Here is a 25,817-nt window from a genome sequence, read left to right as displayed (position 1 = left end):
CTGTGGTCAGTGCAGGATATCAGATTTCAGGGAACAGGTAGCTGGCCTCAACCGTGATCGCCAGCCATTCACCCTGCCAGTTTTGTAACAACCAGAACTGGGGAAGCTGATAGACCGTCAGGCGGTAAGGTTCTTCATGATTTTTCAGCCACACTTCCACGCTGCGTGGCGATGCCAGCTTATCATTGAGCTGGGCGAAGGTTTCCGAGTCGATTTGTGTCCCGGCGACATCCTGCCAGTTTGCCACGATGGCCGACGGATCGCTGGCGATGACGGGCTCGGACTGCCAGTCTTGCTGATGGCGGCTGAAAATAATATTGGGCAGCACCAGCTTTTCAATGTGGCTGTCAGCAGGAAGTAAACGCACTAACCCGGCAGATTGCTGCTCGGCTGGCGTGGCCTGCATCATCCGCTGCTGAATCAATTCCGGCAACCGAATCATAGCCAGAAACAGCAAGACCCCAATGATGATGATGTTGTTCCATCCCTTGCGCGACAGTTTCATCGTCTCTCCAGCACTAAGTATGAGTGAGTGATCATAATCCGCTTCCTGACCGACAGCCATAAAAAAACCCAGCCTTGGCTGGGTTTTTATCAAAAAGCAGAATAAACCAATTACTTGATTTTTGCTTCTTTGTACAAAACGTGCTGGCGAACAACTGGATCAAATTTCTTGATCTCAAATTTGCCTGGCATGTTACGTTTGTTTTTGTCGGTAGTGTAGAAGTGTCCAGTGCCGGCAGATGATACCAGACGGATCTTCTCACGAATGCCTTTAGCCATTCTTCAAATCCTCTTAAACGTTCTCGCCGCGAGCACGCATTTCAGACAGAACGGTATCAATACCTTTCTTGTCAATGATACGCATGCCTTTCGCAGAAAGACGTAGTTTAACGAAGCGTTTTTCGCTTTCTACCCAGAAACGATGAGTTTGCAGGTTCGGCAGAAAACGACGCTTGGTGGCATTACGTGCGTGTGAACGGTTGTTACCCGTTACAGGACGTTTACCAGTTACTTGGCATACTCGGGACATTACTGTCTTCTCCAAATCGTTTCAGCTCGATATCAACCGCGATTAACCGAACGCAAAAAGCATTCCACCTAACCGAAGCTATCAAAGGTCGCGCATTATACTAAGTCAAAACCAGTTGCTCAAGTCCCGAGCAGATCCTTTCTCGTCTTTTTGATCAATTTCGGCCTAGTTTGACATCAAGCTGCACAATAATCAGCTTGATAGTTACAGCCATCCTCTTTCAGCAAAAGAAACCACTTCCCCGTCTCCGACGACAAAATGATCGAGGATCCGAATATCTACCAAGGCCAGCGCATCGCTGATCCTTTGAGTAATTCGCCGATCGGCCTGACTTGGCTCCGCCACGCCTGAGGGGTGATTATGCGCTAAAATCAACGCCGCTGCATTAAGTTCCAGTGATCTTTTTACCACTTCTCTCGGATAAACACTGGCGGCATCAATCGTTCCTTCGAACATTACCTCCCCGCGAATCACCCTGTGCTGGTTATCTAAAAACAACACATAAAATGCCTCGCGATGGCGATCACGCAGCATCTGGCTTAAATATTGCCGCGTGTATTCCGGGCTGCTGAGGGCATCCCCTTTCGCCAGTTTCTCGGATAAATAACGCAGGCTCATCTCCAGCACCGCCTGTAACTGGACATATTTAGCCGGCCCTAAGCCTTTGTGCTGGCAAAAGGTTTTACAGTCCGCCGCCAGTAACGCACGCAGAGAACCGAACTCTTCCAGCAACTGGCCAGCCAGCTCAATCACATTCATGCCCGGCAGGCCAGTGCGTAAAAAAATGGCCAGCAGCTCCGCATCCGACAGCGCATTAGCCCCACGCTGCAGCAATTTTTCCCTGGGACGCGACTCCGCAGGCAAGTGTTTCAATACCATGGCGTTTCAACCCTTTCACTGTGTCTGTGCCAAAGAAACGCACATGTTGCTCCCGAGACAAAGCCCGGTCGTTGAAAATGCGGCGGCTGGCGCAGCTCTGGTGTCGTGTTACAACGCTCCGGCCTTGCCGTGTCGAGCGATTGCCCGATCTTGGTCATCCGCCACAACCTGACCGGCACTTTTCTCGCGACTAAAGCGATGAAACCTCGTCGCTTTGGTGATATCTTGTTGCCAGTTTTTTCACGACACAGGCAAGCGAATGAAAACTCTGGCAGGAAAGAAAATACTTCTGGGGATCAGCGGCGGCATCGCAGCATACAAGTGTGCGGAGCTGACACGGCGTCTGATTGAACGAGGCGCAGAGGTTCGCGTCGTCATGACCCCGGCCGCCAAGGAATTCATTACCCCGCTCACCATGCAGGCCGTTTCCGGTCATCCGGTGGCCGACAGCCTGCTCGACCCCGCCGCCGAAGCCTCCATGGGCCATATTGAGCTGGCAAAATGGGCAGATTTAGTGCTGCTGGCACCCGCCTCCGCCGATCTGATTGCCCGCCTCCGTGCCGGCATGGGTAACGACCTGCTGACCACCTTATGTCTGGCCACCGATGCGCCGATTGCTGTCGCGCCGGCCATGAACCAGCAAATGTATCGCCAGCCGGCCACCCAGGACAACTTGTCTGTGCTGGCGAGCCGGGGACATCAAATCTGGGGCCCTGCCAGCGGCGAGCAAGCCTGTGGCGATGTCGGTCCGGGCCGGATGCTGGAACCGATGGCACTGGTGGGTGAGATAGAAAACGCATGCCAGCCACAAGACTTAGCCGGTGTCCGTATCGCCATTACTGCCGGCCCGACCCGGGAAGCGCTGGATCCGGTGCGCTACCTCTCCAACCACAGCTCAGGAAAAATGGGCTTCGCCATTGCGCAGGCTGCAGCACAGCGCGGCGCCAGCGTCACGCTGATCAGTGGCCCGGTCAACCTTGCGACCCCGGCCGGTGTTAACCGTATCGACGTAGAAAGTGCTGTAGACATGCATCTGGCCGCCACTGAGCAGGCCAAGGCGCATGATATTTTTATTGGCTGCGCGGCAGTGGCCGATTTCCGCCCGGCGGAAATCGCGTCACAAAAAATGAAAAAGCAGCAAGGACAGGACGAGCTGGCACTGAAACTGGTGAAAAATCCGGATATTATCGCCACCGTCGCTGCCCTGACTGACCAACGTCCGTTTACTGTCGGCTTTGCCGCCGAAACACAGGACGTCGCTCGCTATGCGCAGGATAAATTACAACGCAAAAACCTTGACCTGATTTGTGCCAATGATGTCGCACAACAGGGCCAGGGATTTAACAGTGAGACCAATGCCCTGCACCTGTATTGGAAGAACGGTGACAAGGCGCTGCCCCTGACTGACAAAGCATCATTGGGGCGCCAATTAATGACAGAGATCATCAACCGCTATAAAGAGCAAGCCTAAGCCGGTTTCGTTGAACCCTCAGCGAAACCGGTAAAAACCCTCAGCGGTTCATTCATTTTTGGCAGCCAGCTCTCAAGCTTACACTCTGGCTGTCGATACAGATAACACTGCCTGATCCAGACACTTTCCATGCCCTGTACGCATGGCTAAGATAGTCAGGCTTTTTCTGTCCGGACACAGTCTTATATCGAAAAGGAACGGTTATTCATGGCTGGCAATAAAAAAAACAACCGCCGCGAAGAAATCTTACAAGCGCTGGCTGAAATGCTGGAATCAAACCAAGGCAGTCAGCGTATTACCACAGCGAAACTGGCAGCTCAGGTGGGCGTTTCCGAAGCCGCGCTGTATCGCCACTTTCCCAGCAAAGCCCGTATGTTTGAAGGCTTGATCGAGTTTATTGAAGATTCGATCACCACACGCATTAACCGTATTCTGGATGATGAAAAAGACACCATGACCCGACTGCGTATGGTGCTGCAATTGTTGCTGGTGTTTGCCGAGCGCAATCCCGGGCTCACCCGCATCATGACAGGCCATGCCCTGATGTTTGAGCAAGACAGGCTGCAGTCGCGCATCAACCAGCTGTTCGAGCGCATTGAAACCCAGCTGCGTCAGATCCTGCGTGAGCGCAAACTGCGCGAAGGGCGTGGTTTCCCGATTGATGAAAACCTGTTATCCGCCCAGCTGCTGGGCCAGGTCGAAGGCAGCTATAACCGCTTTGTGCGCTCCAGCTTCCGTCACAAGCCGAATGACAATTTTGATGCCTACTGGGAACTGCTGACCGGTCAACTGAGCTAACCTTTTCACCGCCATCTATTGTATCGGGCTCAGCACACAGCGGCATTCAGCACAGAAAAAAGGGTTGGCACATGGCCAACCCTTTTTCATCGCATTCTCTGCCCTGTAACAAGCTGAATCAGATACCGTACTGAGCGCGATACGCTTTCACCGCTTCCAGATGTGCGGCCATGCCGTCCTGCTCTTCCAGATAGCTCACCACATCGCCCAGCGAAACAATCGAGATCACCGCACAACCGAAATCGCGCTCCACTTCCTGAATCGCAGAGAGCTCGCCTTTGCCTTTTTCCTGACGGTCAATCGCCACCAGCACACCGGCCAGATCTGCCCCATTGGCCTGGATGATTTCCATCGACTCGCGGATTGCCGTACCGGCCGTAATCACATCGTCAACCAGCATAATGCGACCTTCCAGCGGGCTGCCCACCAGATTGCCGCCTTCGCCGTGGTTTTTGGCTTCTTTGCGGTTAAAGCAGTAAGGCGTGTCCACATCATGGTGATCGGCCAGTGCGACCGCAGTCGTGGTGGCGATCGGAATGCCTTTATAAGCAGGGCCAAACAAGACATCAAACTCAATGCCGGAATCAGCCAGTGCCGCGGCATAAAAGCGGCCCAGACGCGCCAGATCGCGGCCGGTATTAAACAGGCCGGCATTAAAGAAATACGGGCTCTGACGGCCAGACTTCAGGGTGAACTCACCAAACTTCAAAACGCCTTTTTCCAAAGCAAATTCGATGAACTGACGCTGATATGCTTTCATTGTTTCTCCTCGAGCGATTGGTCACATGCTTCAGCCAGACACGGGCGCTGGCCGGTCAATCCGCCGCAGCCTTCGCTTGCTGCAGGCAAAAAAAGCGGCTCCGACAGGAACCGCTCCAAAAACATTAACGTTCCAGCGACGCCTGCTGGATAGTGATGATCTCGGCAATGCCGTCTTTGGCTAACGACAGCATCGCCATTAATTCTTCCGTACTGAAGGCTTCCCCTTCCGCCGTGCCCTGAATCTCAATAATCTTGCCATCACGGTTCATGATGACATTCATATCGGTTTCAGCATTGGAATCTTCGGCGTAATCCAGATCGCACACAGGCGTGCCCTGATAGATGCCCACAGATACGGCTGCGATCGTGGTTTTCAGCGGGTTCTTCTTCAACTGACCTTTTTCCAGCATCAGATTGATCGCATCGGTCAGCGCCACCATGGCACCGGTAATCGAAGCGGTACGCGTGCCGCCATCGGCCTGAATCACATCACAGTCGACCGTGATCATTTGCTCGCCCAGCACTTCCAGATCCACCGCTGCACGCAGGCTGCGGGCAATCAGACGCTGAATTTCCAGTGTCCGGCCGCCCTGCTTTCCATTGGCCGCTTCACGACGGTTCCGGGAATGGGTCGCGCGTGGCAGCATGCCGTATTCCGCCGTCACCCAGCCCTGGCCTTTTCCTTTCAGCCAGCGCGGCACGTTTTCTTCAACACTGGCGGTACAGATGACCTTGGTATCGCCAAACTCAACCAAAACCGACCCTTCGGCATGGGCGGTGAAATGACGGGTGATAGTAATAGGACGAACTTGACTGGCACTTCTTCCACTTGGACGCATCGGGTTTCACCTTGGCTGAGATTGGGTACTGAGCGCTGACCGAACCGTGGTCAGCAGACATTAACCAGCGATTATAGCCAGATCTGCGTCGCAGTGCACGCCTGTCCGCACCCGCCTGCCGAGGAGAGATTTCCATTATTCGCACCGGCGCGTATAATCAAGCCATCATTTCTTAAGGGCCGACAGCCAATGATTCACAGTATGACCGCCTATGCCCGTCGCGAAGTAAAAGGCGACTGGGGCAGTGCCGTTTGGGAAATCCGCTCGGTAAATCAACGATACCTGGAAACTTACCTGCGTCTGCCAGAGCAGTTCCGCAGCCTGGAACCTGTCCTGCGCGAGCGCTTCCGCCAGCGTCTGGCCCGGGGCAAGGTGGAATGCAGCCTGCGCTTTGAAGCCAGTCCGGCTGCCAGCAGCGAACTGCGTATCAATGAGTCTTTAGCCAAGCAAGTGATCAAGGCGGCCAGCTGGGTCAAAGAAGCGGCCGGTGAAGGCAATATCGGCCCGTTTCAGGTCCTGAACTGGCCCGGCGTGATGGAAACGCCTGAGCAAGACATGGACACCATCAACCAAGAGTTGCTGACCGCATTTGACGGCGCGCTGGACGACTTCCTGGCCGCCCGTGCCAGCGAAGGCGCCAATATGAAAGATCTGATTGACCAGCGTCTGGCCGCGATTTCAGAAGAAGCCGGCAAAGTGCGCGCGCTGATGCCGGAAGTGATGCAATGGCAACGTGACCGCATTCTCAACCGTCTGGAAGAAGCTAAAGTTGAGCTGGATGCCAACCGCATCGAGCAGGAACTGATTCTGCTGGCGCAGAAAAGTGATGTCGCCGAAGAGCTGGACCGCCTGGATTCTCACGTCAAAGAAACCCACAAGATCCTGAAAAAAGGCGGCGCCTGTGGCCGTCGCCTGGACTTCATGATGCAGGAGTTCAACCGCGAATCGAACACCCTCGCCTCGAAGTCCATTAACACAGAAATCACCGCCTCGGCCGTTGAACTCAAAGTGCTGATTGAGCAGATGCGCGAGCAGATCCAAAACATAGAGTAACCTTCACCAGCGGTCAAACACGGACGTAAAACCATTTTAAATCATTACATTATGAAAAAATGACACTCATAACATCCATTGCGAACCTACTAAGTTTGGGTAGTTATGGGTAGTAGATTGGGGAGTATTTTCTCGCTATAGTTTGTTTAGCGAGATTTTACTCCCCAATTTTTTGAGGTCGAGAAATGGGCAATTTGCATGACAAAACCGTTAAAAAACTGATCAAGGAAAAATCATCCGTCCGACACTCCGATGGCGATGGACTGTATTTGATGACTCCCAAACGCGGGGATGCCTACTGGATGCTGCGCTACACCACACCAGCAACTAAGCTTCGGCGCGAGTACACTATCGGTAAAGTTGATGACTGGTCACTGGCCGATGCTCGTGATGAGGCCGCCAAGCTGAGGTTAGCGATCAAGCGTGAAGGAGTTGATCCCGTCCAAGAACGCAAGAAAGTTAATCAGAATCCCTTTAAAACCCTGAATGATTTGTATGCTGACTATCATCAGCTCCGCCAGCGACAAATTGCTACCCACGAAAAGGAAAAGAGCCTTTACGAACGAGAGGTGGCTTGGCGTATCGGTAAAGTCGAGCTGGATAAAATAAGACCACTCGACATCAGTGAAATCCTACGGGATATCGTTAATGGTTATGGTGATAAACCACCAAGACCAACTATATCTAACGATGTAATGCGTATGCTTAAGCGCATTTTTGATCATGGCATCAAGCTCAATGTTACTCAGTTCAACCCTGCAAGCCCTTTTCGACCCAAAGATGCAGGTGGGGAGGAACAAGCTGCAAACGACCCTATGACCGAAACCGAAGTCGTTGAGTTCTTTACCAAGCTCAGAGTGATCCCTGCGCAATTCAGCCGAGAGAACTATTTGGCTTGTGCTTTGTTGATTGCGACTTGTACTCGGAAAATGGAATTATTGGCCGCCCCATGGCATGAGTTTGATTTGCCAAACCGAGTGTGGCATCTGCCGAAAAACCGCACCAAGAAACGTCGCGCAATCGACATTCCTCTCAGTGATGCAGCCCTGTTGTGGTTGGAAGAGCTGAAGATCCGCAGTTGTGGTAGCGAATGGGTATTCCCAGCCAGACGAATAAGCAAAAAGGCACGTACCCCACATGTCTGCGAGAATACCCTAAACCATGCACTGAAGAAGTTGTTCGAACAGAACTTTTTCTCGTTTGAAAAGCGCCGGGTGCATGACCTAAGAGGCACCGCCAGAACCCGAATGGGCAAGATGAATATTCCTGACAATATAGCTCAACGATGCCTTAACCAAATTCCAGGTAACCGAACTGATGGTATCTATAACAAAGATGCTTATTTTGAGGAGCGCAAAGTGGCTCACAACATGCTTGGTGAGTGGCTGGCTCCAATTGTTAATGGCGATGAGGCAAATAAGATTGTCAATTTTGACATGGTTTTTAAATCACAATTTTCACGGCAATAATTGCCGTGAAATTACAAATTTACAAACCAAAAATCCAAATCAGTTTGAAAAACCTGAAAATCACGTCGATAATCAACGTGTATTTTATTTTTTATAAACCAAAATGGGATCAGTCATGCTGAACACTGAAGCCAGACAGCAACTACAGAAACTGCTGCCGTTGGATATGCTCGCCACCAAATCATGGCTGGAGACGCAAGGACTCAACCTGCATTTTCTGGACAATGCAGTACGGAGCCAAACGCTGATCCCTGTCGCAGCCGGTGTTTACACTAGGCAAGAAGCGAGACTATCCTGGAAAGGAATCGTTGCCTCGTTGCAACGCATGGCCGATGTCCCTGTCCATGTTGGAGGTCTGACAGCGTTAGAGCTGGAAGGACTTGGCCATTACCTGTCCAAAGGAAACAAACCCAAAGTTCACCTCTATTCTGCTGAGATGCTGCCTAGATGGCTGGCTAGAATCGATGCGCCAGCACAATTTGAGTGGCATGGCACTCGTCGCCTATGGCCAGAGACGCTAATGCAAGACAACCAGTACCTGAGGCAAGATAGCTGGCAAGCATCTCTTCCTTCATTACATTATTCCTGTCCAGAGAAAGCCATTTTGGAGCTTTTAGCTATAGTGCCCAATACCATCAGCTTTGAACACGCTGACCAACTTATGCAAGGATTACACAACCTATCGCCTCGTAAGCTGAATTCCTTGCTGAAAGCCTGTAGCAGTATCAAAGCAAAGCGACTCTTTCTCTGGCTGGCAGGAAGACATCAACACGCTTGGCTTAAATACCTCACACCAGAACAGTATGCACTGGGCACTGGTAAACGACTGATCGCTAAAGGCGGCAAACTAGAGCCAACCTGGCAAATAACAGTGCCTAAGGATATGTGAAAACATGAATAGACAAAGCCACTACTACCGACAAGTGCAGCTACTACTCAGGATTATTCCTTTTGTTGCGCAGCACGACTGTTTCGCTCTCAAAGGTGGAACCGCTATCAATTTGTTCGTTCGTGACTTTCCTCGACTTTCGGTTGATATCGACTTAGTTTTTCTGCCCATGATGGAACGGAATGAAGCCCTGCAGACCATCAAGAGCAACCTAGATACCCTGGCCTCCACGATAACGGCTAACATCGACAATACTCGTGTTGTCCGCTCCTTCCTGGATAAATCAGATGCTCTGCGTTTATTGGTGGAGCGAGATAACGTTCAAATCAAAATTGAACTCTCCCCTGTACTACGCGGTACGGTTTACGACCCCCAAGTCATGCCAGTAAGTGGGGCTGTTGAAGATGAGTTTGGTTTTGCAGAAATGCCAGTGGTGAATTTTGCCGATTTATACGCGGGGAAAATCTGTGCAGCACTGGATCGTCAACACCCGAGGGATCTTTTCGACGTCAAGCAACTACTTGATAACGAAGGACTCACCGATGAGCTTCGCAAAGCCTTATTGGTTTATATTATTAGCCACCCACGTCCTATTGCCGAACTACTTAGACCAAACTTCAAGGACATTTCAGGTGTTTATGAAGGAGAGTTTCGGAATATGGCCGATCAAGACATTCCCCAAGCGGAACTCGAAGCAACTCGCGAGCAGCTGGTGAGGCTCATAAACTCGTCTTTGACGCCTCAAGAGCGATCATTTTTACTGTCTTTCAAAAATCGCTCCCCCGACTGGTCTCTTTTGGAGCTTTCAGGAATCGACCAGTTACCTGCTGTTCGTTGGAAAATGCAAAACCTGGCCAAAATGAACCCCGAGAAACATTCCGAAGCTTACCATCGGCTTCAACAAATATTGACGATATAAAAGCCCCACCCTACACGGGACAGGGCTCGAACTTTACTCAAGCGGCTTTTCTCTGCTCAATCCACCATAGCAGATCTGAAAGCCGCCAAGCTACACAATGGGCGCTCAGTCTGACCCGTTGGGGGGCTATGCCTTGCCGTTCCATCATCCACCACTGAGTGCGACTGACGCCAGTGATCATCTTACGGTCAGGCTCTCTGACCAGTCGCTCGCACTGACCTGATTGACTGAGCACTTGAGTACGAACTTCTTCACTAGGCAAAACGAAGGTTTGTTCACTCATTGCATTTTCCTCCGAAGACTAACTGGGAAAAGTGGGAAACTGGGATATAAGCTGTGCTAGTCATCAATTTCTAGCTCCTGTATCCCTGCAAAAACTCGGTCTGGCAAGAGTGCAAAAAAACGTCTCGATCTGCCATTTACCATAAGCTTTAATGTTGCACGTTCGGGCTCATTGGTAGTTAGCCATCCTCGTTGGAGTAAAGGCATTACCTCGCGCATATACTGCCCAGGCATTTCCAACTGGCGCAAAAACTGGCTTTTATCGATGAGCCATTGCCGCTCGCCATTAACATCTCTGGAATATCCGAGCAACGAAGCGGTATTCTGCTGCCCCATAGGAGATAGAGCCTTTTCCCATTTTGGCAGCAAGACTTTTAAGCGGGCCAAGACCTGATGTTCCTCTGTGTTCATGACGTGGCCACGAGCTGCTAACCACTGACCCAAGACTTGCTTCACAGAATCAATAGACTCTTCCTCATCCCAAGGCACCAAATAATTGCGCGAAGCTAAAGCAAGCGCAGTAGCGACCAGAGCAAAGCGTTGCAATACCCGAATCACTTGGGAAGACATACTACTGGTACGCCATTGATCAACCAGCCGCTGAATCTCTGATTTGGTATAATGAGCAAGTTCATCCGTCGATGTCAGCAGATTCATCCATTCGGGAAATAAGCTTCCGTAGTATCGGCTGGTCTGAGACTTCACATGATCGACAAACAATTGCGGACGTTGAAAGCGATGCAATACATCAAAAGCTCCGAACTGACCAAATACCGGGATTTCAACCAAACGAATCTGTTGCCCGGCCTTAGGCCGTTTGCCAAGCGATTCAAATACCTCTGACAACCATACTTCACCAGTACTCAACGCCAACGTTCGCCAGTGGGATGGTTTTGCTAATCCCCCACTCTCTGTAGCCCGCAATTTACTGGTACCGGCGACAATATGATAAGTTGCAATATCAACATCCTCAGGACGCGCTAAGCCAATTTCATCAAGCCCCAGCATCATATCGTGTTGTTCAGCGGCAACAGCAGCCAAGCCATTGGCCGTCGAAATCCAGCTGCGGACGAAAGATCTATCACTATAGACAGATGCTGCCAGTTCAAGCAGCGACGTCTTGCCAGTCGACGAAGGCCCTACCAAATGAAAAATACCATTCTCTACTGCGGCGGGATGCAGTAGCGGTGCAGACAGTGCCACGCCCACCACAAAAATCATCAGCGGATTTCCAACACATAAGGCCCCAACCTGAGACTGCCACTGTGCTAAAGTACCAGCGCGTTTAAGCATCGACTCATTGAGCTGACCCGCGTAATAGTATGGTTCTGAGTTTGTACCAACGCACCAATCCTGAGTGACATAAACACTGTCATGCCATCCTGTTGAATCGACACAAATTCCCGCAGGGGCTTTTAGAATCTCTTGCAGCAAATAGCGCTGCAAACGCGACCAGCTTTGTGGATAGGGCTCTAACCAATAGCCAGAATCAATCAGGGCGTCCTTAATCAAGCGAGACTGGTCACCATGTAATACCCGGTTGAATACTATGTCCTGTAGCAAAACGCCATCCATGTTGCGCCACTGGATTAACGCACCAAACCCATGCTTCTTGGATTGCTTTCGAGTTCTGGCGATTACTTTTATCCACCCACCTACAACTTGGCGTTCTTCTTTTTCCAGACATTCAAGGTGAGTCTCTGTAAGATGAAATCCCATTCTTACCTCCCGCCAATTAGAGCTCAGCCATCCAGCGACGAACATCACTCGCTCTAAATCTGACGGCCTTACCTTCTGGATTGGGCTTAATAGGCTGAGGAAACTTGCCTGCTTTGACATAACGGCGCAAAGTGGGCTGGGACAGTTTGGTTAGTGAACACACTTCTTCATACGTGAGTAGATTGTTCAGTAATGCGATATTCATATGCTAGTATCTCCCATAACATCTTGATTTGTCATGAGCGATCATACCGTTCACCGAGTACAATCCTCGTCGCTGGAATTGTCCATTTTGGGCACATTGAGCGATATTTATCGGTGCTGCAAATACAGGAATGAGAACAAAGAATTAAAACTATCGACTCACAAACCATAATGTAACAAATTGAATTTTAATGACTAAATCTAAACCGTTACATGTCACACTGTTCATTCGTGACATGTAACGCCAGAATTTTTATTCTAAACACTCACAGAACTGTTCAGAATATTCATGGAGAGCGCTATGGCTAAAACACTGAAACAAATGCTGGAAGAACAGCCTGAGCATATTGTTGCTGCGGCGGCAGAAAAGGCATCATTGATACTGGCGGAGCTGGATAAGAAAAAGCAGCTCGAAGAGGGAGGGAAAATGGCTGGAAGTGATGAAAGTTAATCGTCACTAAAGGTCCGGAAGTCATAATCATAGCTTCCCAAAAGCCATCGTCTCTGTTGCCGACGCTTCGCTGGTGTTGCCCGAGCAATGCTATGCCGCTGCTTGAACATCAACACGATAATCACTGAAGCGCTCAATCCTAACGCTGCTGGCCATTGAAAACACAGCAGAACAAACCATGCAAACGCCATAAGCCTTGGAAAGCGCACGCACCAACCAAATACACGCCAGAACCACACGACTAAGGGCAAACAAAGCAGAAACCAAGCAAAGCTGGTATTGCCATACGCGGCTAATCCGATGACAAAAACCAGCATCAAGAAAATATTACTCAGGTGTTTCATCATCAGACCCTCTCTAAAACTTTCACATGTGAAAGTCAGCACGTTTAAATAAGTGTTACTAAAAGCAGACTAACACCACATTGAAAAATGCAAGTTCCAGCCACTAATCGCCACCCTTGCCACCCTTGGAGTTCATCTTGTTGGCTCTGTAACTGTATAAACTCCAGACGAACACCAGCGTGAAAAACCCCCAGAGCCCAAACATCCCCCATTCAAAAGCAGTCATCCTTTTTCCTCTCGCGGTTAGTTCTCAATAAATCATGGTCCCGACACAGAGAAAAAACAATAAATAATTGAAAAATAATAACTTTGCTCTGTCAGAACATTTTATAAAAACACAAAGGACAACATTCCACACTGGAAAATATCTGATTATTCCCGCCCAATACCTAGCCAATAACTTTCCACATAACTATCTATCTGGAATGTTGCTCATCAAATTCCACATAAGTGGAATCTCACGGCAAAATCATCGGTTGGAATAAATCGGCAGGGATTCCTATCTATCTGGAATCTTAGTGATTAAATTCTATTCTGGAGTATTGCTATTAAGATTCCAGCACTAAGAGCTGCGGTGATACAGAAGGCTATTGAGTTGCTATTTAGCTAGAAGCTTTTGAGCAAATCTTGGCTTAGACTATTAAATACGGCCCAAAAACCACTTCCGAGTTCCTTGTCATTAAAGTTCCGATTACAAAAACACCCAAAAACGACTTATTGATCGTTTTTGGGTAGCTAATACCGTGACATGGTTGTGGGTGGTGAAAAAGCAGACTCTTAGCCTTAAGATCCCGAAAGCCGCTTCCATACTTTCAAATAGTCTTCGCCGGACAGCGAGGAATTATCAGGTTTCAAACGCGCCCAATCATCCGGTTTCAAAGACTTCAGATATTCGCTGGCTTTTCGAGGTGACAGAGTATTTTCTGCACCGGCTTCAGTTCGAGCCTTAAAGTCTTCACCGGCACGTTCAGCAATACTACGCGGAACGCTGTTCATCCGCATCAACACGCCTTCTTCGGTTTTTACACCATGGTAAAGCATCGCTGGAAGGTTATTTAATCTGCGCTTTTCTTCGTCTGTCATGGCTTCAAAATCAAGCCCTGAAGTTGGCATTTTGCTTAATGCCGACAACCCCCAAGCGCCATTATTGGCCAAATCTCTATAAACTGCTCTGCAAGCTTTAGATATTTGATCTGTAAGGCTATCACCTTCAAAGTAAGTCTTCGCTATAGATTCAATGGAGCTACCTGTTACCCAAGCCTGGGTAATATCAGCAAGTTTACGATGACTATTCCCCTGTCCTTTACTAATCTCTTTTAAACTTTCTTGTAACTGCGGAACCCGCAGCATAATCCCCATCAAGCTTGGCAGCACAGACTTCGATTTATCGCCAAATAGACTCGAAGGCTCCCAATCTGCAAGCGTTAACTTGTTTTCAAGGTTATTCAAATCCAATAAAGTTGAACGAACCCCCTCAGGAGAGAAGCCTGTAACATCAGCAAGAGAAGCATTTTCTGGATGCGCAGCTAACTTTCTAACATATCCTTTGGTAGCTTCAAGAAGCGCATCGGCTTTCTCTTGCGAGGCTTTATCAGCTTTAGCGCGAAGAGAACCAAACCCGTAGGTATTTCGCAGTAATTGTTCTGCTTCACCAATTACAGCGTCCAAATTACGTTTTTCATTCCATAAATGAGCGATATAGCTTCTGAAGTCTGCCCATTGTTCTTGCTGCATAACCCAAGATAAGTTTGCTAATTCCCCCGCAGCTTGAAGATCATCCAGCATTCCTTCCAGGCGGGAAACTAACGATGCAGTTGCATCACTAACATATTTCCGGATCTCATTCGGCTGTGCACCTGCTGCAATACCGATAACGCCTACGCTATCATGGCCGATACGCCCAGCTCGACCCGCTAGGTTCCAAAATGCCCGATGCGACATTTCATTGCCGTAAGGCAATTTTCTCGTCGCAAGAAAAACAGATGAAACAGGGAAGTTAAGCCCTTGTGCAATGGTTGTCGTCGCGCACATCACTCGAATATGGCCAGCTTCTGTAAGCCATTCGATTAATGAAAGCGCCTCAGCGGGTAAGCCTGCATGATGCACAACAACACCTTTTGACAGCATATCAATTAGCTCAAAGTCCTCACTAATTTCAGCCGCTAGAAAACGCTGAACCAGTTTAATGTCTTCATGCACCGAAACTAAAGGTTCAAGCTCTGCGGCAACTTTACGAGCAATACTCCAAGCATCTGGAATCGTCTGCGCTACAGCAATACTGGTACCACGCTTAGAGAACACCTTAGCCATAGCAACAGCCTGTGTTGCGAGCCCTTTAGCGCTAGAGTACGTCAGTTTTTGCAGAGGGCGGTTACCATCTACATTGTGGATTCCTTTAAGGTGAATCGTCCGTTGAGTAGTCGTCAACGTTTCAAAACTTAAATTCCAATCACCACGTTTTTCACCTTTATGAATATCAAATAAGCCAACAATTCTCTCATTCGGTTGCCAAGCAGAGGTGCCCAAGCTGATGCTTCGGCCACGATCAGCGGCTAGCCATTGAGCTAAATCGTTAGCATTCGGCACAAATGGCATCAATAGTAAGAAGTTTGCCCGAGGTGATTCTTGCTTAATCGTTGCAAGCAGAAGTTCAATGCGCAAGCCACGAGACTCATCTTCAATATTATGAGCTTCATCCATTACAACCAGAGCCAATGGGCGAGCGACTTTTTTGTTTCTCATCACCAATTGAAGTTTCTCAGGTGTTGCAACCAAAACCTGAAAAGCACGTGCTTCACCCAAAAGCGCTTCTTCAAAAGCATCGACTTCAATCGCGCCAGTTAACGGCTCAACTTGAATACCTAATGGGCCAAAATCTTCACGTAATCGTCGGGTAATTTGAGAAACCAAAGCGCGAGTTGGCGCAACATAGGCCACCCAACCATCATCCTGATCAAACTGATTCAGCGCTTGCAACATGCGGAACTGTGCCAGCGCGGTTTTACCGCCGGATGTAGGCAAATCAACAATTACCGCTCTGCTGGCTTGATCGAGTAAACCTTGCTCTTGCAATGCCGCTCGTTGCGGCGGTAACAGTTCAAATAAGCTCTTGTGCTTAGTCACATGGGAAACAAAGCGTGTCACACGGGAGTTAACCGTATGCGCCACCCACCATAAAGAGCCAGCGACCATTTTTCGGCTTGCGACATGTAACCAGCGTAAAATCATTTCGAGCTGCGGGTCTTTCGAGGCTTGTGCCGCTTTTTGCGCCGCCTCAAAATGCTGATCTAATTGTGCATCGATCGCTACCGGTTCGCCTTGCAGCATGTACACCGCTAAACGCTCTGTTGCTTTGGCCCAGTGATAAAGCGCCACTAAACGCATGGCGATGCTTTGCGCCTCTGCACCTTGAGTTTGCTCTAGTAACGCTTTTTCATAGTTTGCTTGATCGTTTCGTAAACCAAGCACAATCTCTGAAATCTGATCTAAGTCGTCCCAGCGGTTTTTGCGAAGCAGTCGCAACCAGCAATCAAAAATTCGGTAAAGCAAACGCTTATCCCAAGTAACACCAGCCACACTGGGTACTGCTACTGTACTGTTCTGCTCTTCAAACCATCGACGTAAATCGGTCCAGCGATCGGCGCAATACGCCAAACCCGACACATGCAACACATGAAACAAGCGCGCCTCATTGTCACTCGGTACGGGTAACACACGATAAAGCCCGAACGCTCGAAACGCGCCAGCTTGTGCAAGCTCACGAATATTTTTATTGTCCTGATTGGCTACTGGGTGCAACAAAGCGCCAATGCCTTCGATCGCGGCCAACTCATACGCCGTTGCTACTTGCTCTAACAAGTCGCTGTCAAACTCAGTTGCCGCATGTTCAAGTAGATTACCCAGCGCCACATCAACCAAGCGCCGTTCAGCCATTTCCATAGCTTTATCACGCCGCTCAGCGCTAATGGACTGAACAGCCCAATGCTGATCTACCTGTAGTAAGTGCTCTTGTGAAAGCGTCATGACGCCTCCTGCATAGCCGCTTGAGCACGAGCAGACAGCGTACCAATCATGTTTAGGGGAAGGTATAAAGCGTACATTTCAATATCAGTTTGCACTGGACAATCGGCCGCCAGTGCTTTTGCTCGGCCAGCAATATCAGAAGCGCTTGGGGCAATATCGCGCACCAAAACACCATAAACAGCAACGTCCGTTGTATTCGAGCTAAAATAGCGTTTGGCAGCGCTTTTAAACATCGGTTCCCACGGAGCTCGCACCGCATGGAGTCCTAAATAACGTAAGAGAGCATCTTTTACTTGGCGATTATCTCGTAGCCCAAACAATTGGGTACCCAAGCTGGTCATCACGCTTGGCGGCGCTTTGTTCTCTTCAGACGTTTTTACTTCACCAAACGCAAAACGGTAGGGAAGCTCAGCATCCTTTACAGGTTGAAATCCAGTCAAATCGCACCCTGCTGGGCTGGCGTTCGGGTTTTTAAGATCACGCCCTGTGGGCCACGGAAACACGCAATTGCCTTTATCTGCCACAAAGGCTTCGGCAATAGCTTCGCCCACCCGCCAATTATCAGGCACGGTTTCATCGATCAGCGCTTGGCGTAAACCCTCTTGCTCAAACTCCGTGCTCACGACACTGCCAAGTAACTCCTGGAGCTCATCATTGCCTGCGGTATCTTGCAAAATATGCTTTACGGGGCCAGCTAACATCTCGTTCACTTGCTCGTCCTGATAAGACAAGCCATGAGCAATCACAGGCTGGGTGCCAGCATCATAAGCAAGCGTCGGTGCAGGCATAGACATTAAACCAATTCTCCCTTAAAGGCTCTATCTAAAATTGAAGGCATCAGGGCCTCTAGCTCAGTCGCATTTTCTGATTGAGCTTGTTTAATTTTTTCAACATAGCTTTGCAGTTGATTAAACCAAAGCTGCTTATCGTAATCGGGTACAGGAACCTTAATTTTCTCTAATCTTTTCATCGCTAAGGTTCGGTTTCGGTCTGCACTACCAGGCGAAGCTGCCTGTACTTGTTCAATACCCTCTTGAGTCAGAAGATAAAACGCCAGAAAGTTTGCAGTTGTTACCCCTTCTACAGGCACACATGTGATATACCTGTGCGACCCAACTCGACCGTGATCATTATCTCCAGCAGCAGCAATAGCGCCTTCCCAGGCTTTAATATTACTTAAGACCAGATCACCAGAGTGGACGGTATACAGCTTTTGCCAATCGAGTTCCGCACCGATTAACGTCGGCTTGTGGAAAATACCTTTGCCAAAAGACCGAGCACCCAGTTCTGGATATTCGCCATCAACTGTAATTTCAATTTGTCTTCTAACAATCGGAGCCACTTCCGACATCGGCTTGTAGACAGCGCCTTCAATAATTTTATGGAAGGCACTACTCAGCATTGCTTGCGCATCATCAAGCATTGCGGCTCTTAAATTTTTTACTTCTTCAATTTTACTAATAACGAAGTCAATATGATTAACAATCTCTTTTTGTTTTTCCAGTGGAGGTAAAAATACTTCTACTTCAGCAATATCTTTTACTTTCAAAGAAACGTTTGATGTTCCCTTCATGAGTGGGACTAGAACATAGTCTTTGCTTGATTGTAGGTAATAGTATAAGTATTTAGGATCACAAATCTCTGAGTTAGTTGGCACCAAAGCAACCATAATATTCGCGAGGGCAAACTTGCCGGTTTGATAGTGGACTCGATGAATCGCTGCATTGCCATGCCCAGTGGAGGACACAAGAGGAATACAAACCGCCTCTGTATCAAATTGGTATCTGTTAGCAGATCTTCGAAATTCAGCGGTTACGACCAAAGGAAAATCACCAGGCTCAGTTTTTAAAGTTGGAGATTCACCTTTAACCAGATCACAAAAATCTCGTATTTTTAACTTGTTCGACAAAGCCATAGTCAATTCTTCAATGCTCCTTTAATCTCAGTTAAAAGAGTTAGAATCGTTTGTTCTTTGCCCATTAATCTTTCCAATAGATACTCAGGCGGCGTATGTTCTAGTGCCGCTAAGCTTCGAGGGTTTCTAAGGTCTAAATTGACGGCTACAAGTTTCCCCTGCTCATCGTATTTAACCACATCGGAAGACTTAATTTTCCATGAATACTGAGTATCTTTCCTATTATCCCACCAGTTAAGGCACTCTGAAAAAGCACTGTAATCTAATGGGTTTGTTTTTGTATATTTCCTGCGACCTTCGGGTGTTGATATTTCATAAAACCAAATATCTTGCGTGGGTCCACTACGATCAAAGAAAACCAAATTCGCAGGGATATCCGTGTACGGTGCAAACACACCTTCCGGCAAACGAACAATGGTATGCAGGTTAAAGTTCTTTAACAGCTCTTCTTTAATGCGTGCGCTGATACCATCACTGAATAACGTGCCATTTGGCACAACAACCGCGGCGCGACCGCCATTGTCTGAACCATGACCAGGGCGCTTGAGTTTACGCATGATCAATTGAAGGAACAGCATTGCGGTTTCGGCGGTTTGCATGTCTTCTGGGAAGTTGCCAAGAATGCCTTTTTCTTCCTCACCGCCAAAAGGTGGGTTGGTTAAGATCACATCGACACGGTCTTTGTCACCCATCTCTCGTAGTGGAAAGCGCAGGCTATTTTCTGGGTCAATTCTTGGGTACTCCAAACCATGCAGTAACAGGTTCATTTGTACCAGCAGGTAAGGTAACGATTTGGCTTCACCACCAAAGATACTGCTTTCTTGCAATACTTCGCGGTCTTCGACTGTTTTACACTGGCGATCTAAGTGTTCGAACGCTTCAACCAAAAAACCACCCGTGCCGCAGGCTGGGTCCAATACGGACTCACCCAACTGCGGGTCCATCACCTCAACCATAAAGCGAACCACTGGGCGCGGAGTATAAAACTCGCCGGAGTCACCAGCGGCATCACGCATTTCACGCAGCATGGTTTCGTATAAGCGGCTTAAGGTGTGCATCTCTTCAGATGAATTGAAATGAATGCCGTTTATTTTGTCGACCACATCACGTAACAAATAGCCGTTGATCATGCGGTTTTGCATGCCTTTAAACACGGTCGCAATCACATCTCTGCGATCACCACCGTTGTCACCTTGCAGGCTACGCAAGTACGCAAACAAACCGATGCCACGCGTGCCATCAGGTCGCATTGCCTCGTCGTTGTTAATAAAGGCAATTAACTCGTCGCCGGTGATACCACCTTCAATTGCTGCCCAATCTCGCCAGCGGTATGGCGCTTCGATGGCTGGCTGAAAGCTTTTTCCTTCTAGCACGGCTTCGGTTTCTCGCATTTGCTCTAAGTCGTCGAGAAACTTTAAAAACATGATCCAAGTGAGCATTGGCAGGCGATCGAGGTCGCCATTTAAGCCTTTGTCTTTACGCATGATTTGCCGAGACGATTTAACAATCGCACCTAATTGCTGGGCGGTGGTCATCGGCTGATCTGCTTTCTTTGTTCGTGCCATAAATCGTGTCGTCACTTCTGTTATTGCTGGCTATAGAGCAGCGTTTGTAATTGGTCCACGGCGGTTTTCATTTGCAATGCGCCGCCAAAGAGATTGGCTATTTCCATCACATTGCCATATTCAGAAATGGGCGGTACCTGTAGCGAATCCGGAATACTGAATTGCTTAGGGCCGTGGTCGGTGTATTTATCCAGTAAAGACGTTAAGATCGCGCGGGCCTCTGGGCCATACTGATCAAAAAATCCGGTTTGTTTTTCTTCAAATAGTCAGCGCGCTCTTTTCTGGTTCGCAGCGGTACGTTGAATGCTATGTGACAAAGTAAATCCAATGGATCTGCATCTGTTTTACCCGACTCTGCCACCAAATCATCAAACTGGATCCCGCGTTGTTGTAATTCGAGAATGATCTCTTCTCTCTTTAACGGGTTAGCCCAACTATCTTTTAGTTCGTCCAGTGAGGAAAAGAGGGTCTTTACCTTTTCTGCGGTGTAGTCGGTATATTGGATGACGCGAAGCTGTTTACCGTCTTCGTCTAGCTCATAGACCAAATGAGACGTAATTTTAACGCTGCCACCGTCTACGTAGTACTTTCTCGGTTCGTGCTCCCCTTCATCATCAGCGCCTTCACCTTCAGTATTCACTTCGTATTCACCGGTCTCTTCAGCAACCTCTAACTCTTCACTCTCTGGTGTTAAAGTGTCATCCACTACTTCTTCACCGTCTTCATCAATCACCACTTCATCTTCAATTTCTGGGTAACCGTCAAAGTCAGGATCAGCAAAATTTTGTGTAGCGGAGCCGGTATAATCAATGATATTGAACCACAGCTTGCCGTAATCTTCGCGTAGACGAGTACCACGGCCAACAATTTGCTTGAACTCACTCATTGAGTTCACAACACGCGCAAGCACAACATTTTTACAGGTTGGCGCATCTACCCCCGTTGTTAATAGCTGTGAAGTGGTCAGTATCACTGGGGTACTGGTTTCCAACTCTTGAAAACGACTGAGGTGCCCTTTGCCAATTTTCCCTTCTTCTGATGTCACACGTGCAACGTAATCAGGATGCTTGCGTGAAAGGTCAGAATTCAAGTTATTAAGCGCCCGACGCATTTCATCGGCGTGTTCTTGGTCGACACAAAACACGATCGTTTTTGCAAAACGATCGGTTCGTTTCATAAACTCGGTGAGATGCTTAGCAAACGCATCTGTTCGAGCCTTTAACGCAATAACCCGTTCAAAGTCCTTGGTTTGGTATTCACCATCTGGGATTTCTCGTCCAAAGCGGTCTACATCGCCTTTGCTGGGTCGCCAACCTGCCGCATCGACTTCCGAAATAACTCGGTGTACGCGGTATGGCGCAAGAAATCCGTCATCAATACCTTGGCGCAAACTGTAGGTGTAGATTGGGTTGCCAAAATAACGATAAGTATCGCGGTTATCTTCACGCAGCGGCGTCGCAGTCATACCGATTTGAAAGGCTGGCTCAAAATACTCCAGAATTTCGCGCCAGTTACTGTTGTCGCGGGCACTGCCTCGGTGACATTCATCAATGATAATTAGATCAAAGAAGTCTTGCGGAAATTCTTTATACAAGCCAGGACGACGCTCGTCACTGGCAATGGACTGATAAATGGCAAAATAAATTTCACGACTTTTAACAACTTTGCCGCCTTCAATTTTGTGCCTGGCATCACCAAACGGGGTAAATGTTTTATCCTTTGGGTCATCGACCAACACATTTCTATCTGCCAAAAATAGAATACGAGGCTTTCTGTAGTCTCCCGTCCGATTCCAGCGAGCACTCCACAGCTTCCAGCTAATTTGAAAAGCGACGACAGTCTTACCCGTACCCGTTGCCATCGTAATTAATGAGCGTTTTTTACCTTGAAGAACCGACTGGACTGCGCGGTTTATGGCAATTTGTTGGTAGTAACGTGGGGAATATCCTGAAACATGGTGGTAAGGGGACAGCAAGGTATCAAGATCTTCATCCTTTAAACCTTCATCGCCACAAAGCCGCTTGAATAACTCATCAGGAGTTGGAAAGCGCGACAACAATTGCTCTTCACCAGTGGTGTAGTCAAATTCTAAGATCTCATGACCATTGGTTGAATAAGCAAACTTTAGCCCTAAAATTTCTGAGTAATCTTTTGCCTGTTGCATCCCTTGGCCGACAGGGCTGTTTTCAGGTTTAGCCTCAACAACAGCAATAGGAAAGTCGCGAGTGTACTTAAGTAAATAATCCGCTCGCTTTTGCTCCCCACGTTGAACTTTACTGCCCTTAAACTGAACACGACCATCGGTAAATGTGTACTGTTCAGTTATTGCGCTAGGATTGTTTTCCCATCCAGACTCTTTGAGCTTTGGCGTCACATAGACCCGGCAAGTATCTGCTTCGTTTAAGGCCATACTATTTTTCTTCCTTGCTATCATCTGATGCGCCACCAGATCTAACCCACTGATCCACCTCATCTGCTTTAAACTTCCAAGGCCGACCAATTCTATGAGCTGGCATACCCTTTTTACTGATCCATGAATACACAGTATCTTTGCTTACGCCAAGATATTCGGCTATTTCTTCAACAGATAACCAGCGGTCTGAAGTCACAAGAGCACCAAAAGTTTGACGGATTAAAGTTAGAATCAAATTCTGACATAAAAACCGCAAGAGATAAATCAGCTCAAGTCAGATTAGAGCTGAATAAGGATGAATTAGTAGGAATGGGCTGGATTTAGTGTCTCAAATACCTAACATGTGGGATATGTAATTAACACAAATCCTTTAAATCAGAGTAAACTCACAATAGCCTATTACTGAAGACGCGTTCCCACTTTCCCAGTTTTCCCATATCAATAGGTAGAATATTTGCTTACTTGATGAATGTTTTTTCAGCACAAACCGATTAAACACTTTTTCTATGGGTAGTAAATTGGGTAGTGATTATGATAAAAAGACCAGTGGATAATATAAACAATTGTTTTTATTCAAAAATAAATTTTTAATTTACGAGCAGATCCAGAACATCGAATAAAGTTTTTTTGAGTTGACTTATTCTGACCAAGCCCCTGTTTTCAGGGGCTTGTTGTTTTCATTAGGTTTCAGCATTTTTCCGGTGCTTCAACCAACGGATGCGGCTTCACCTTGCCGATTTAGGCCATGTAATGTTCAATCAGCGATTGAGTGAGTTTGCGACACAGCTCGGTTCCTGCTCGCTTCTCTGCTGCTGACGGACTTGCACAAACAAGCCAATCCCGGACAGAGAACCGAGTACCGCGAATGTCAGCCACAGCCAGCCAGAGTGGAAATCCGGTAAGTCCAGCAGCCAGCCTGCGCCCCAGTTGCCTGCAAACGCAAAGAATCCACCGATACACGAATGCAGGCCGTAATAACTCGCCAGTTTCGCCGGTTCGGCAAAACGTGGCACATAAGCGCCTATCAGCGGGTAAACCATCATCGAACCGGTGCTCAGCAGCATGGCACAGAGTACAAACGGCAATGGCAACCAGGGTTCAAAGTGCAGATTCAGGAACAGAAAGGCACTGCCCATCAGCGCCATCCCAATGCCCATGCCTTTGGCAACACCGAGCGTTTTATCCACCCAGCGACTGACGGGCAGTTGCAACAGCACCCCCATGAAGGACGACACCATAAATACCCAGGTGATGACAGAAGGGGTGCCGGTTTGCACCTTGGCCTGATGAGGTATGGCAAGGTAAAGCTGGTGAAACAGAATCTGATAGACGCTGGCGGCCAGCACGAAGTGCATAAAGGCTTTATGTTTCAGCATCAACCACCAGTCGTGCAGAAACCCCTGCTGCGCTGTGCTGCTTGGAAAATAGCTATCTTTGGGCAGATAATGCCACTGAAGCACAAACAAAAGGCAAAACACGCAGGCTGCAGACAAACCGACCCAGCTGAAACTGACGTAAAACAGGGTCAGGCCAATCAGGGGACCAATCAGCATCCCCGCTTCCTTTGCCAGATTCTGCAACGCAAAAACGCGCTGGCGCTCGCTTGGATCAGGGTACTCGGACGACAGATACGCCTGACTGCTCGGGGTAAACAGCGCGCCGGCAAACCCGGTACAGAAAGCCCCCAGGATAATCGCGCTAAAGCTGTCACTGACGCCCAGCAGAAAGAAACCCACAATGCGGACGGCGCAGCCCCACAGGATCATCTGTTTGTAGCCAAACCGGTCGCCCAGCGTGCCGCCCACCAGGAACAGGCCTTGCTGACTGAGGACACGCAGGCCGATGATCAGACCTATATACCAGCCGTCAAACCCCAGATTCTGCAGATGCTCAGCCAGATACGGCAGCAGCATATAAAAGCCGAGATTAAAGCTGAAACTGTTAAACACCAGAACGCGACCTGCGGCCGACAGCAAGCGCCAGTCATGGGTGAAATGGTGCAATCTCACTTACGCCGCCTTTTTCGAACGCAGGGTACGTACAAAGGGGACACCAGTGTCATCAGTGATCACCCGAGCTTCCACGTTATAAATCTCTTCGACCAGTTCAGAGGTCAGAATCTGTTTGGGATGCCCGCAGGCAACGAGATCGCCCTGCTTCAGTACCAACAGATTATCGGCATACTGCGCGGCCAGATTGAGATCGTGCAAGACCATCAGCGTAATGCATTGCTTCTCTCGGGTCTGGCTGACCAGGTGCTCCAGCAAGACATGCTGATGATGCAGATCCAGCGCACTGACGGGTTCATCCAGCATCATGATTGCCGGATCACGCATTACAGCTTGTGCAAACAGCACCATCTGGCACTGACCGCCACTGAGGGTATTCACACTGCGGTTCGCCAGATGCGCAATCCCGATTTTGTCGAGAATTTGCAGCACCTGATTAAGCGTTTGATCATCGACGCGCAGGCTCAGGGCGTCGAGTCGTCCCAGCAGGATCACTTCAATCACCGTTAGATTGACATCCAGATTGATATCCTGCGGCATGTAACCAAATTGATGTCGCCACTGCGCTAACGATTGATAAGACAAGCGATGACCGCAGTAAACAATCTCGCCGCTATCCAGTTTGATCTCACCGAATAACGTCTTTAAAAGGGTGCTTTTCCCGGTGCCGTTCGGCCCGAGAATCGCGGTGATCTGCCCCGGCTTTAAGTCAAAGCTCATATCACGGGCTAAGGTCAGTGAGCCAAGCTGAATATTGGCTTTGTCGACAGTCAACATGGA

The 25,817-nt window shown here is 48.6% G+C and carries 24 protein-coding genes and 1 pseudogene; 7 read left to right on the top strand and 18 right to left on the bottom strand.

Annotation, left to right across the window (positions count from 1 at the left end; genetic code table 11):
• Positions 1 to 19 precede the first annotated feature (19 nt).
• From P4S53_RS10200 to radC, 4 genes are all read right to left on the bottom strand, one after another.
• Positions 20 to 505: a hypothetical protein gene (locus tag P4S53_RS10200; protein ID WP_337112607.1), complete on the bottom strand. Its 486-nt coding sequence runs from the start codon at positions 503 to 505 to the stop codon at positions 20 to 22.
• A 110-nt stretch (positions 506 to 615) separates the two neighbouring features.
• On the bottom strand, positions 616 to 783 hold the full coding sequence (rpmG, locus tag P4S53_RS10195; RefSeq protein ID WP_005371942.1) for a 50S ribosomal protein L33: 168 nt from the start codon (positions 781 to 783) through the stop codon (positions 616 to 618).
• Between the two features lie 13 nt (positions 784 to 796).
• Positions 797 to 1,033: a 50S ribosomal protein L28 gene (gene rpmB, locus P4S53_RS10190; RefSeq protein WP_027250565.1), complete on the bottom strand. Its 237-nt coding sequence runs from the start codon at positions 1,031 to 1,033 to the stop codon at positions 797 to 799.
• Positions 1,034 to 1,237: 204 nt separating this feature from the next.
• On the bottom strand, positions 1,238 to 1,912 hold the full coding sequence (gene radC / locus P4S53_RS10185; protein ID WP_337112606.1) for a RadC family protein: 675 nt from the start codon (positions 1,910 to 1,912) through the stop codon (positions 1,238 to 1,240).
• Positions 1,913 to 2,171: 259 nt separating this feature from the next.
• Here radC and coaBC point away from each other — a divergent pair, with 259 nt between their 5' ends.
• On the top strand, positions 2,172 to 3,383 hold the full coding sequence (gene coaBC / locus P4S53_RS10180) for a bifunctional phosphopantothenoylcysteine decarboxylase/phosphopantothenate--cysteine ligase CoaBC (RefSeq protein WP_337112605.1): 1,212 nt from the start codon (positions 2,172 to 2,174) through the stop codon (positions 3,381 to 3,383).
• Between the two features lie 207 nt (positions 3,384 to 3,590).
• Positions 3,591 to 4,181: a nucleoid occlusion factor SlmA gene (gene slmA / locus P4S53_RS10175; protein WP_027250562.1), complete on the top strand. Its 591-nt coding sequence runs from the start codon at positions 3,591 to 3,593 to the stop codon at positions 4,179 to 4,181.
• A 118-nt stretch (positions 4,182 to 4,299) separates the two neighbouring features.
• Here slmA and pyrE read toward each other — a convergent pair whose 3' ends face one another.
• Positions 4,300 to 4,941: an orotate phosphoribosyltransferase gene (gene pyrE / locus P4S53_RS10170; protein WP_161444243.1), complete on the bottom strand. Its 642-nt coding sequence runs from the start codon at positions 4,939 to 4,941 to the stop codon at positions 4,300 to 4,302.
• A gap of 124 nt (positions 4,942 to 5,065) precedes the next feature.
• Complete coding sequence (rph, locus tag P4S53_RS10165; protein ID WP_337112604.1) at positions 5,066 to 5,782, bottom strand: ribonuclease PH; 717 nt, start codon at positions 5,780 to 5,782, stop codon at positions 5,066 to 5,068.
• A 189-nt stretch (positions 5,783 to 5,971) separates the two neighbouring features.
• Between rph and P4S53_RS10160 the strand changes: the two genes are divergently transcribed.
• The 4 genes from P4S53_RS10160 to P4S53_RS10145 all read left to right on the top strand — a co-directional run bounded on the left by P4S53_RS10160 (position 5,972) and on the right by P4S53_RS10145 (position 10,112).
• Positions 5,972 to 6,835, top strand: coding sequence for a YicC/YloC family endoribonuclease (locus P4S53_RS10160; protein ID WP_337112603.1), 864 nt, complete (start codon positions 5,972 to 5,974; stop codon positions 6,833 to 6,835).
• A 185-nt stretch (positions 6,836 to 7,020) separates the two neighbouring features.
• Complete coding sequence (locus P4S53_RS10155; protein WP_337112602.1) at positions 7,021 to 8,304, top strand: tyrosine-type recombinase/integrase; 1,284 nt, start codon at positions 7,021 to 7,023, stop codon at positions 8,302 to 8,304.
• 115 nt (positions 8,305 to 8,419) lie between these two features.
• Complete coding sequence (locus tag P4S53_RS10150; protein WP_337112601.1) at positions 8,420 to 9,193, top strand: type IV toxin-antitoxin system AbiEi family antitoxin domain-containing protein; 774 nt, start codon at positions 8,420 to 8,422, stop codon at positions 9,191 to 9,193.
• Positions 9,194 to 9,197: 4 nt separating this feature from the next.
• Positions 9,198 to 10,112: a nucleotidyl transferase AbiEii/AbiGii toxin family protein gene (locus tag P4S53_RS10145; RefSeq protein ID WP_337112600.1), complete on the top strand. Its 915-nt coding sequence runs from the start codon at positions 9,198 to 9,200 to the stop codon at positions 10,110 to 10,112.
• Between the two features lie 37 nt (positions 10,113 to 10,149).
• Here the strand turns inward: P4S53_RS10145 and P4S53_RS10140 are convergent, their stop codons facing one another.
• From P4S53_RS10140 to P4S53_RS10130, 3 genes are read right to left on the bottom strand one after another with little or no spacing between them, the layout of a single operon-like run.
• Complete coding sequence (locus P4S53_RS10140) at positions 10,150 to 10,395, bottom strand: helix-turn-helix transcriptional regulator (protein WP_337112599.1); 246 nt, start codon at positions 10,393 to 10,395, stop codon at positions 10,150 to 10,152.
• 56 nt (positions 10,396 to 10,451) lie between these two features.
• Positions 10,452 to 12,113, bottom strand: a complete 1,662-nt coding sequence (locus P4S53_RS10135; RefSeq protein WP_337112598.1) for a DUF927 domain-containing protein — start codon at positions 12,111 to 12,113, stop codon at positions 10,452 to 10,454.
• Between the two features lie 16 nt (positions 12,114 to 12,129).
• Positions 12,130 to 12,318 carry a helix-turn-helix transcriptional regulator gene (locus P4S53_RS10130; RefSeq protein WP_041416689.1) on the bottom strand — a complete coding sequence of 63 codons (189 nt, stop codon included), beginning with the start codon at positions 12,316 to 12,318 and terminating at the stop codon, positions 12,130 to 12,132.
• Between the two features lie 300 nt (positions 12,319 to 12,618).
• Between P4S53_RS10130 and P4S53_RS10125 the strand changes: the two genes are divergently transcribed.
• Entirely contained in the window at positions 12,619 to 12,768 is a 150-nt protein-coding gene (locus P4S53_RS10125; RefSeq protein ID WP_337112597.1) for a hypothetical protein, read from the top strand.
• Here the strand turns inward: P4S53_RS10125 and P4S53_RS10120 are convergent.
• The 9 genes and pseudogenes from P4S53_RS10120 to P4S53_RS10075 form a co-directional block, all read right to left on the bottom strand.
• Complete coding sequence (locus P4S53_RS10120) at positions 12,765 to 13,115, bottom strand: hypothetical protein (RefSeq protein ID WP_337112596.1); 351 nt, start codon at positions 13,113 to 13,115, stop codon at positions 12,765 to 12,767. The two genes, P4S53_RS10125 and P4S53_RS10120, sit on opposite strands and share 4 nt — an antisense overlap.
• Before the next feature lie 780 nt (positions 13,116 to 13,895).
• Complete coding sequence (locus P4S53_RS10115; RefSeq protein WP_337112595.1) at positions 13,896 to 17,135, bottom strand: DEAD/DEAH box helicase; 3,240 nt, start codon at positions 17,133 to 17,135, stop codon at positions 13,896 to 13,898.
• Positions 17,132 to 17,929 carry a hypothetical protein gene (locus P4S53_RS10110; protein ID WP_337112594.1) on the bottom strand — a complete coding sequence of 266 codons (798 nt, stop codon included), beginning with the start codon at positions 17,927 to 17,929 and terminating at the stop codon, positions 17,132 to 17,134. Before P4S53_RS10110 ends, P4S53_RS10115 begins: the two co-directional genes overlap by 4 nt.
• Positions 17,929 to 19,050, bottom strand: a complete 1,122-nt coding sequence (locus tag P4S53_RS10105) for a restriction endonuclease subunit S (RefSeq protein ID WP_337112593.1) — start codon at positions 19,048 to 19,050, stop codon at positions 17,929 to 17,931. Before P4S53_RS10105 ends, P4S53_RS10110 begins: the two co-directional genes overlap by 1 nt.
• A 2-nt stretch (positions 19,051 to 19,052) precedes the next feature.
• A complete protein-coding gene (locus tag P4S53_RS10100) occupies positions 19,053 to 20,615 on the bottom strand; it encodes a class I SAM-dependent DNA methyltransferase (RefSeq protein WP_337112591.1) in 1,563 nt (520 codons plus the stop codon).
• A 20-nt stretch (positions 20,616 to 20,635) separates the two neighbouring features.
• Positions 20,636 to 23,025: pseudogene (gene hsdR, locus P4S53_RS10090) on the bottom strand (EcoAI/FtnUII family type I restriction enzme subunit R).
• A 1-nt stretch (position 23,026) separates the two neighbouring features.
• Positions 23,027 to 23,224, bottom strand: a complete 198-nt coding sequence (gene mads1 / locus P4S53_RS10085) for a methylation-associated defense system helix-turn-helix domain-containing protein MAD1 (protein ID WP_069503494.1) — start codon at positions 23,222 to 23,224, stop codon at positions 23,027 to 23,029.
• Positions 23,225 to 23,786: 562 nt separating this feature from the next.
• On the bottom strand, positions 23,787 to 25,037 hold the full coding sequence (locus P4S53_RS10080; RefSeq protein WP_337112589.1) for an MDR family MFS transporter: 1,251 nt from the start codon (positions 25,035 to 25,037) through the stop codon (positions 23,787 to 23,789).
• Positions 25,038 to 25,814, bottom strand: a complete 777-nt coding sequence (locus tag P4S53_RS10075) for an ABC transporter ATP-binding protein (protein ID WP_337112588.1) — start codon at positions 25,812 to 25,814, stop codon at positions 25,038 to 25,040.
• Positions 25,815 to 25,817 lie beyond the last annotated feature (3 nt).

Source organism: Photobacterium sp. Hal280 (assembly GCF_037162255.1).
Classification (GTDB): domain Bacteria; phylum Pseudomonadota; class Gammaproteobacteria; order Enterobacterales; family Vibrionaceae; genus Photobacterium.
The sequence above is the reverse complement of the archived record's forward strand: the minus strand, read 5'-3'. Positions and strand labels throughout refer to the sequence as shown.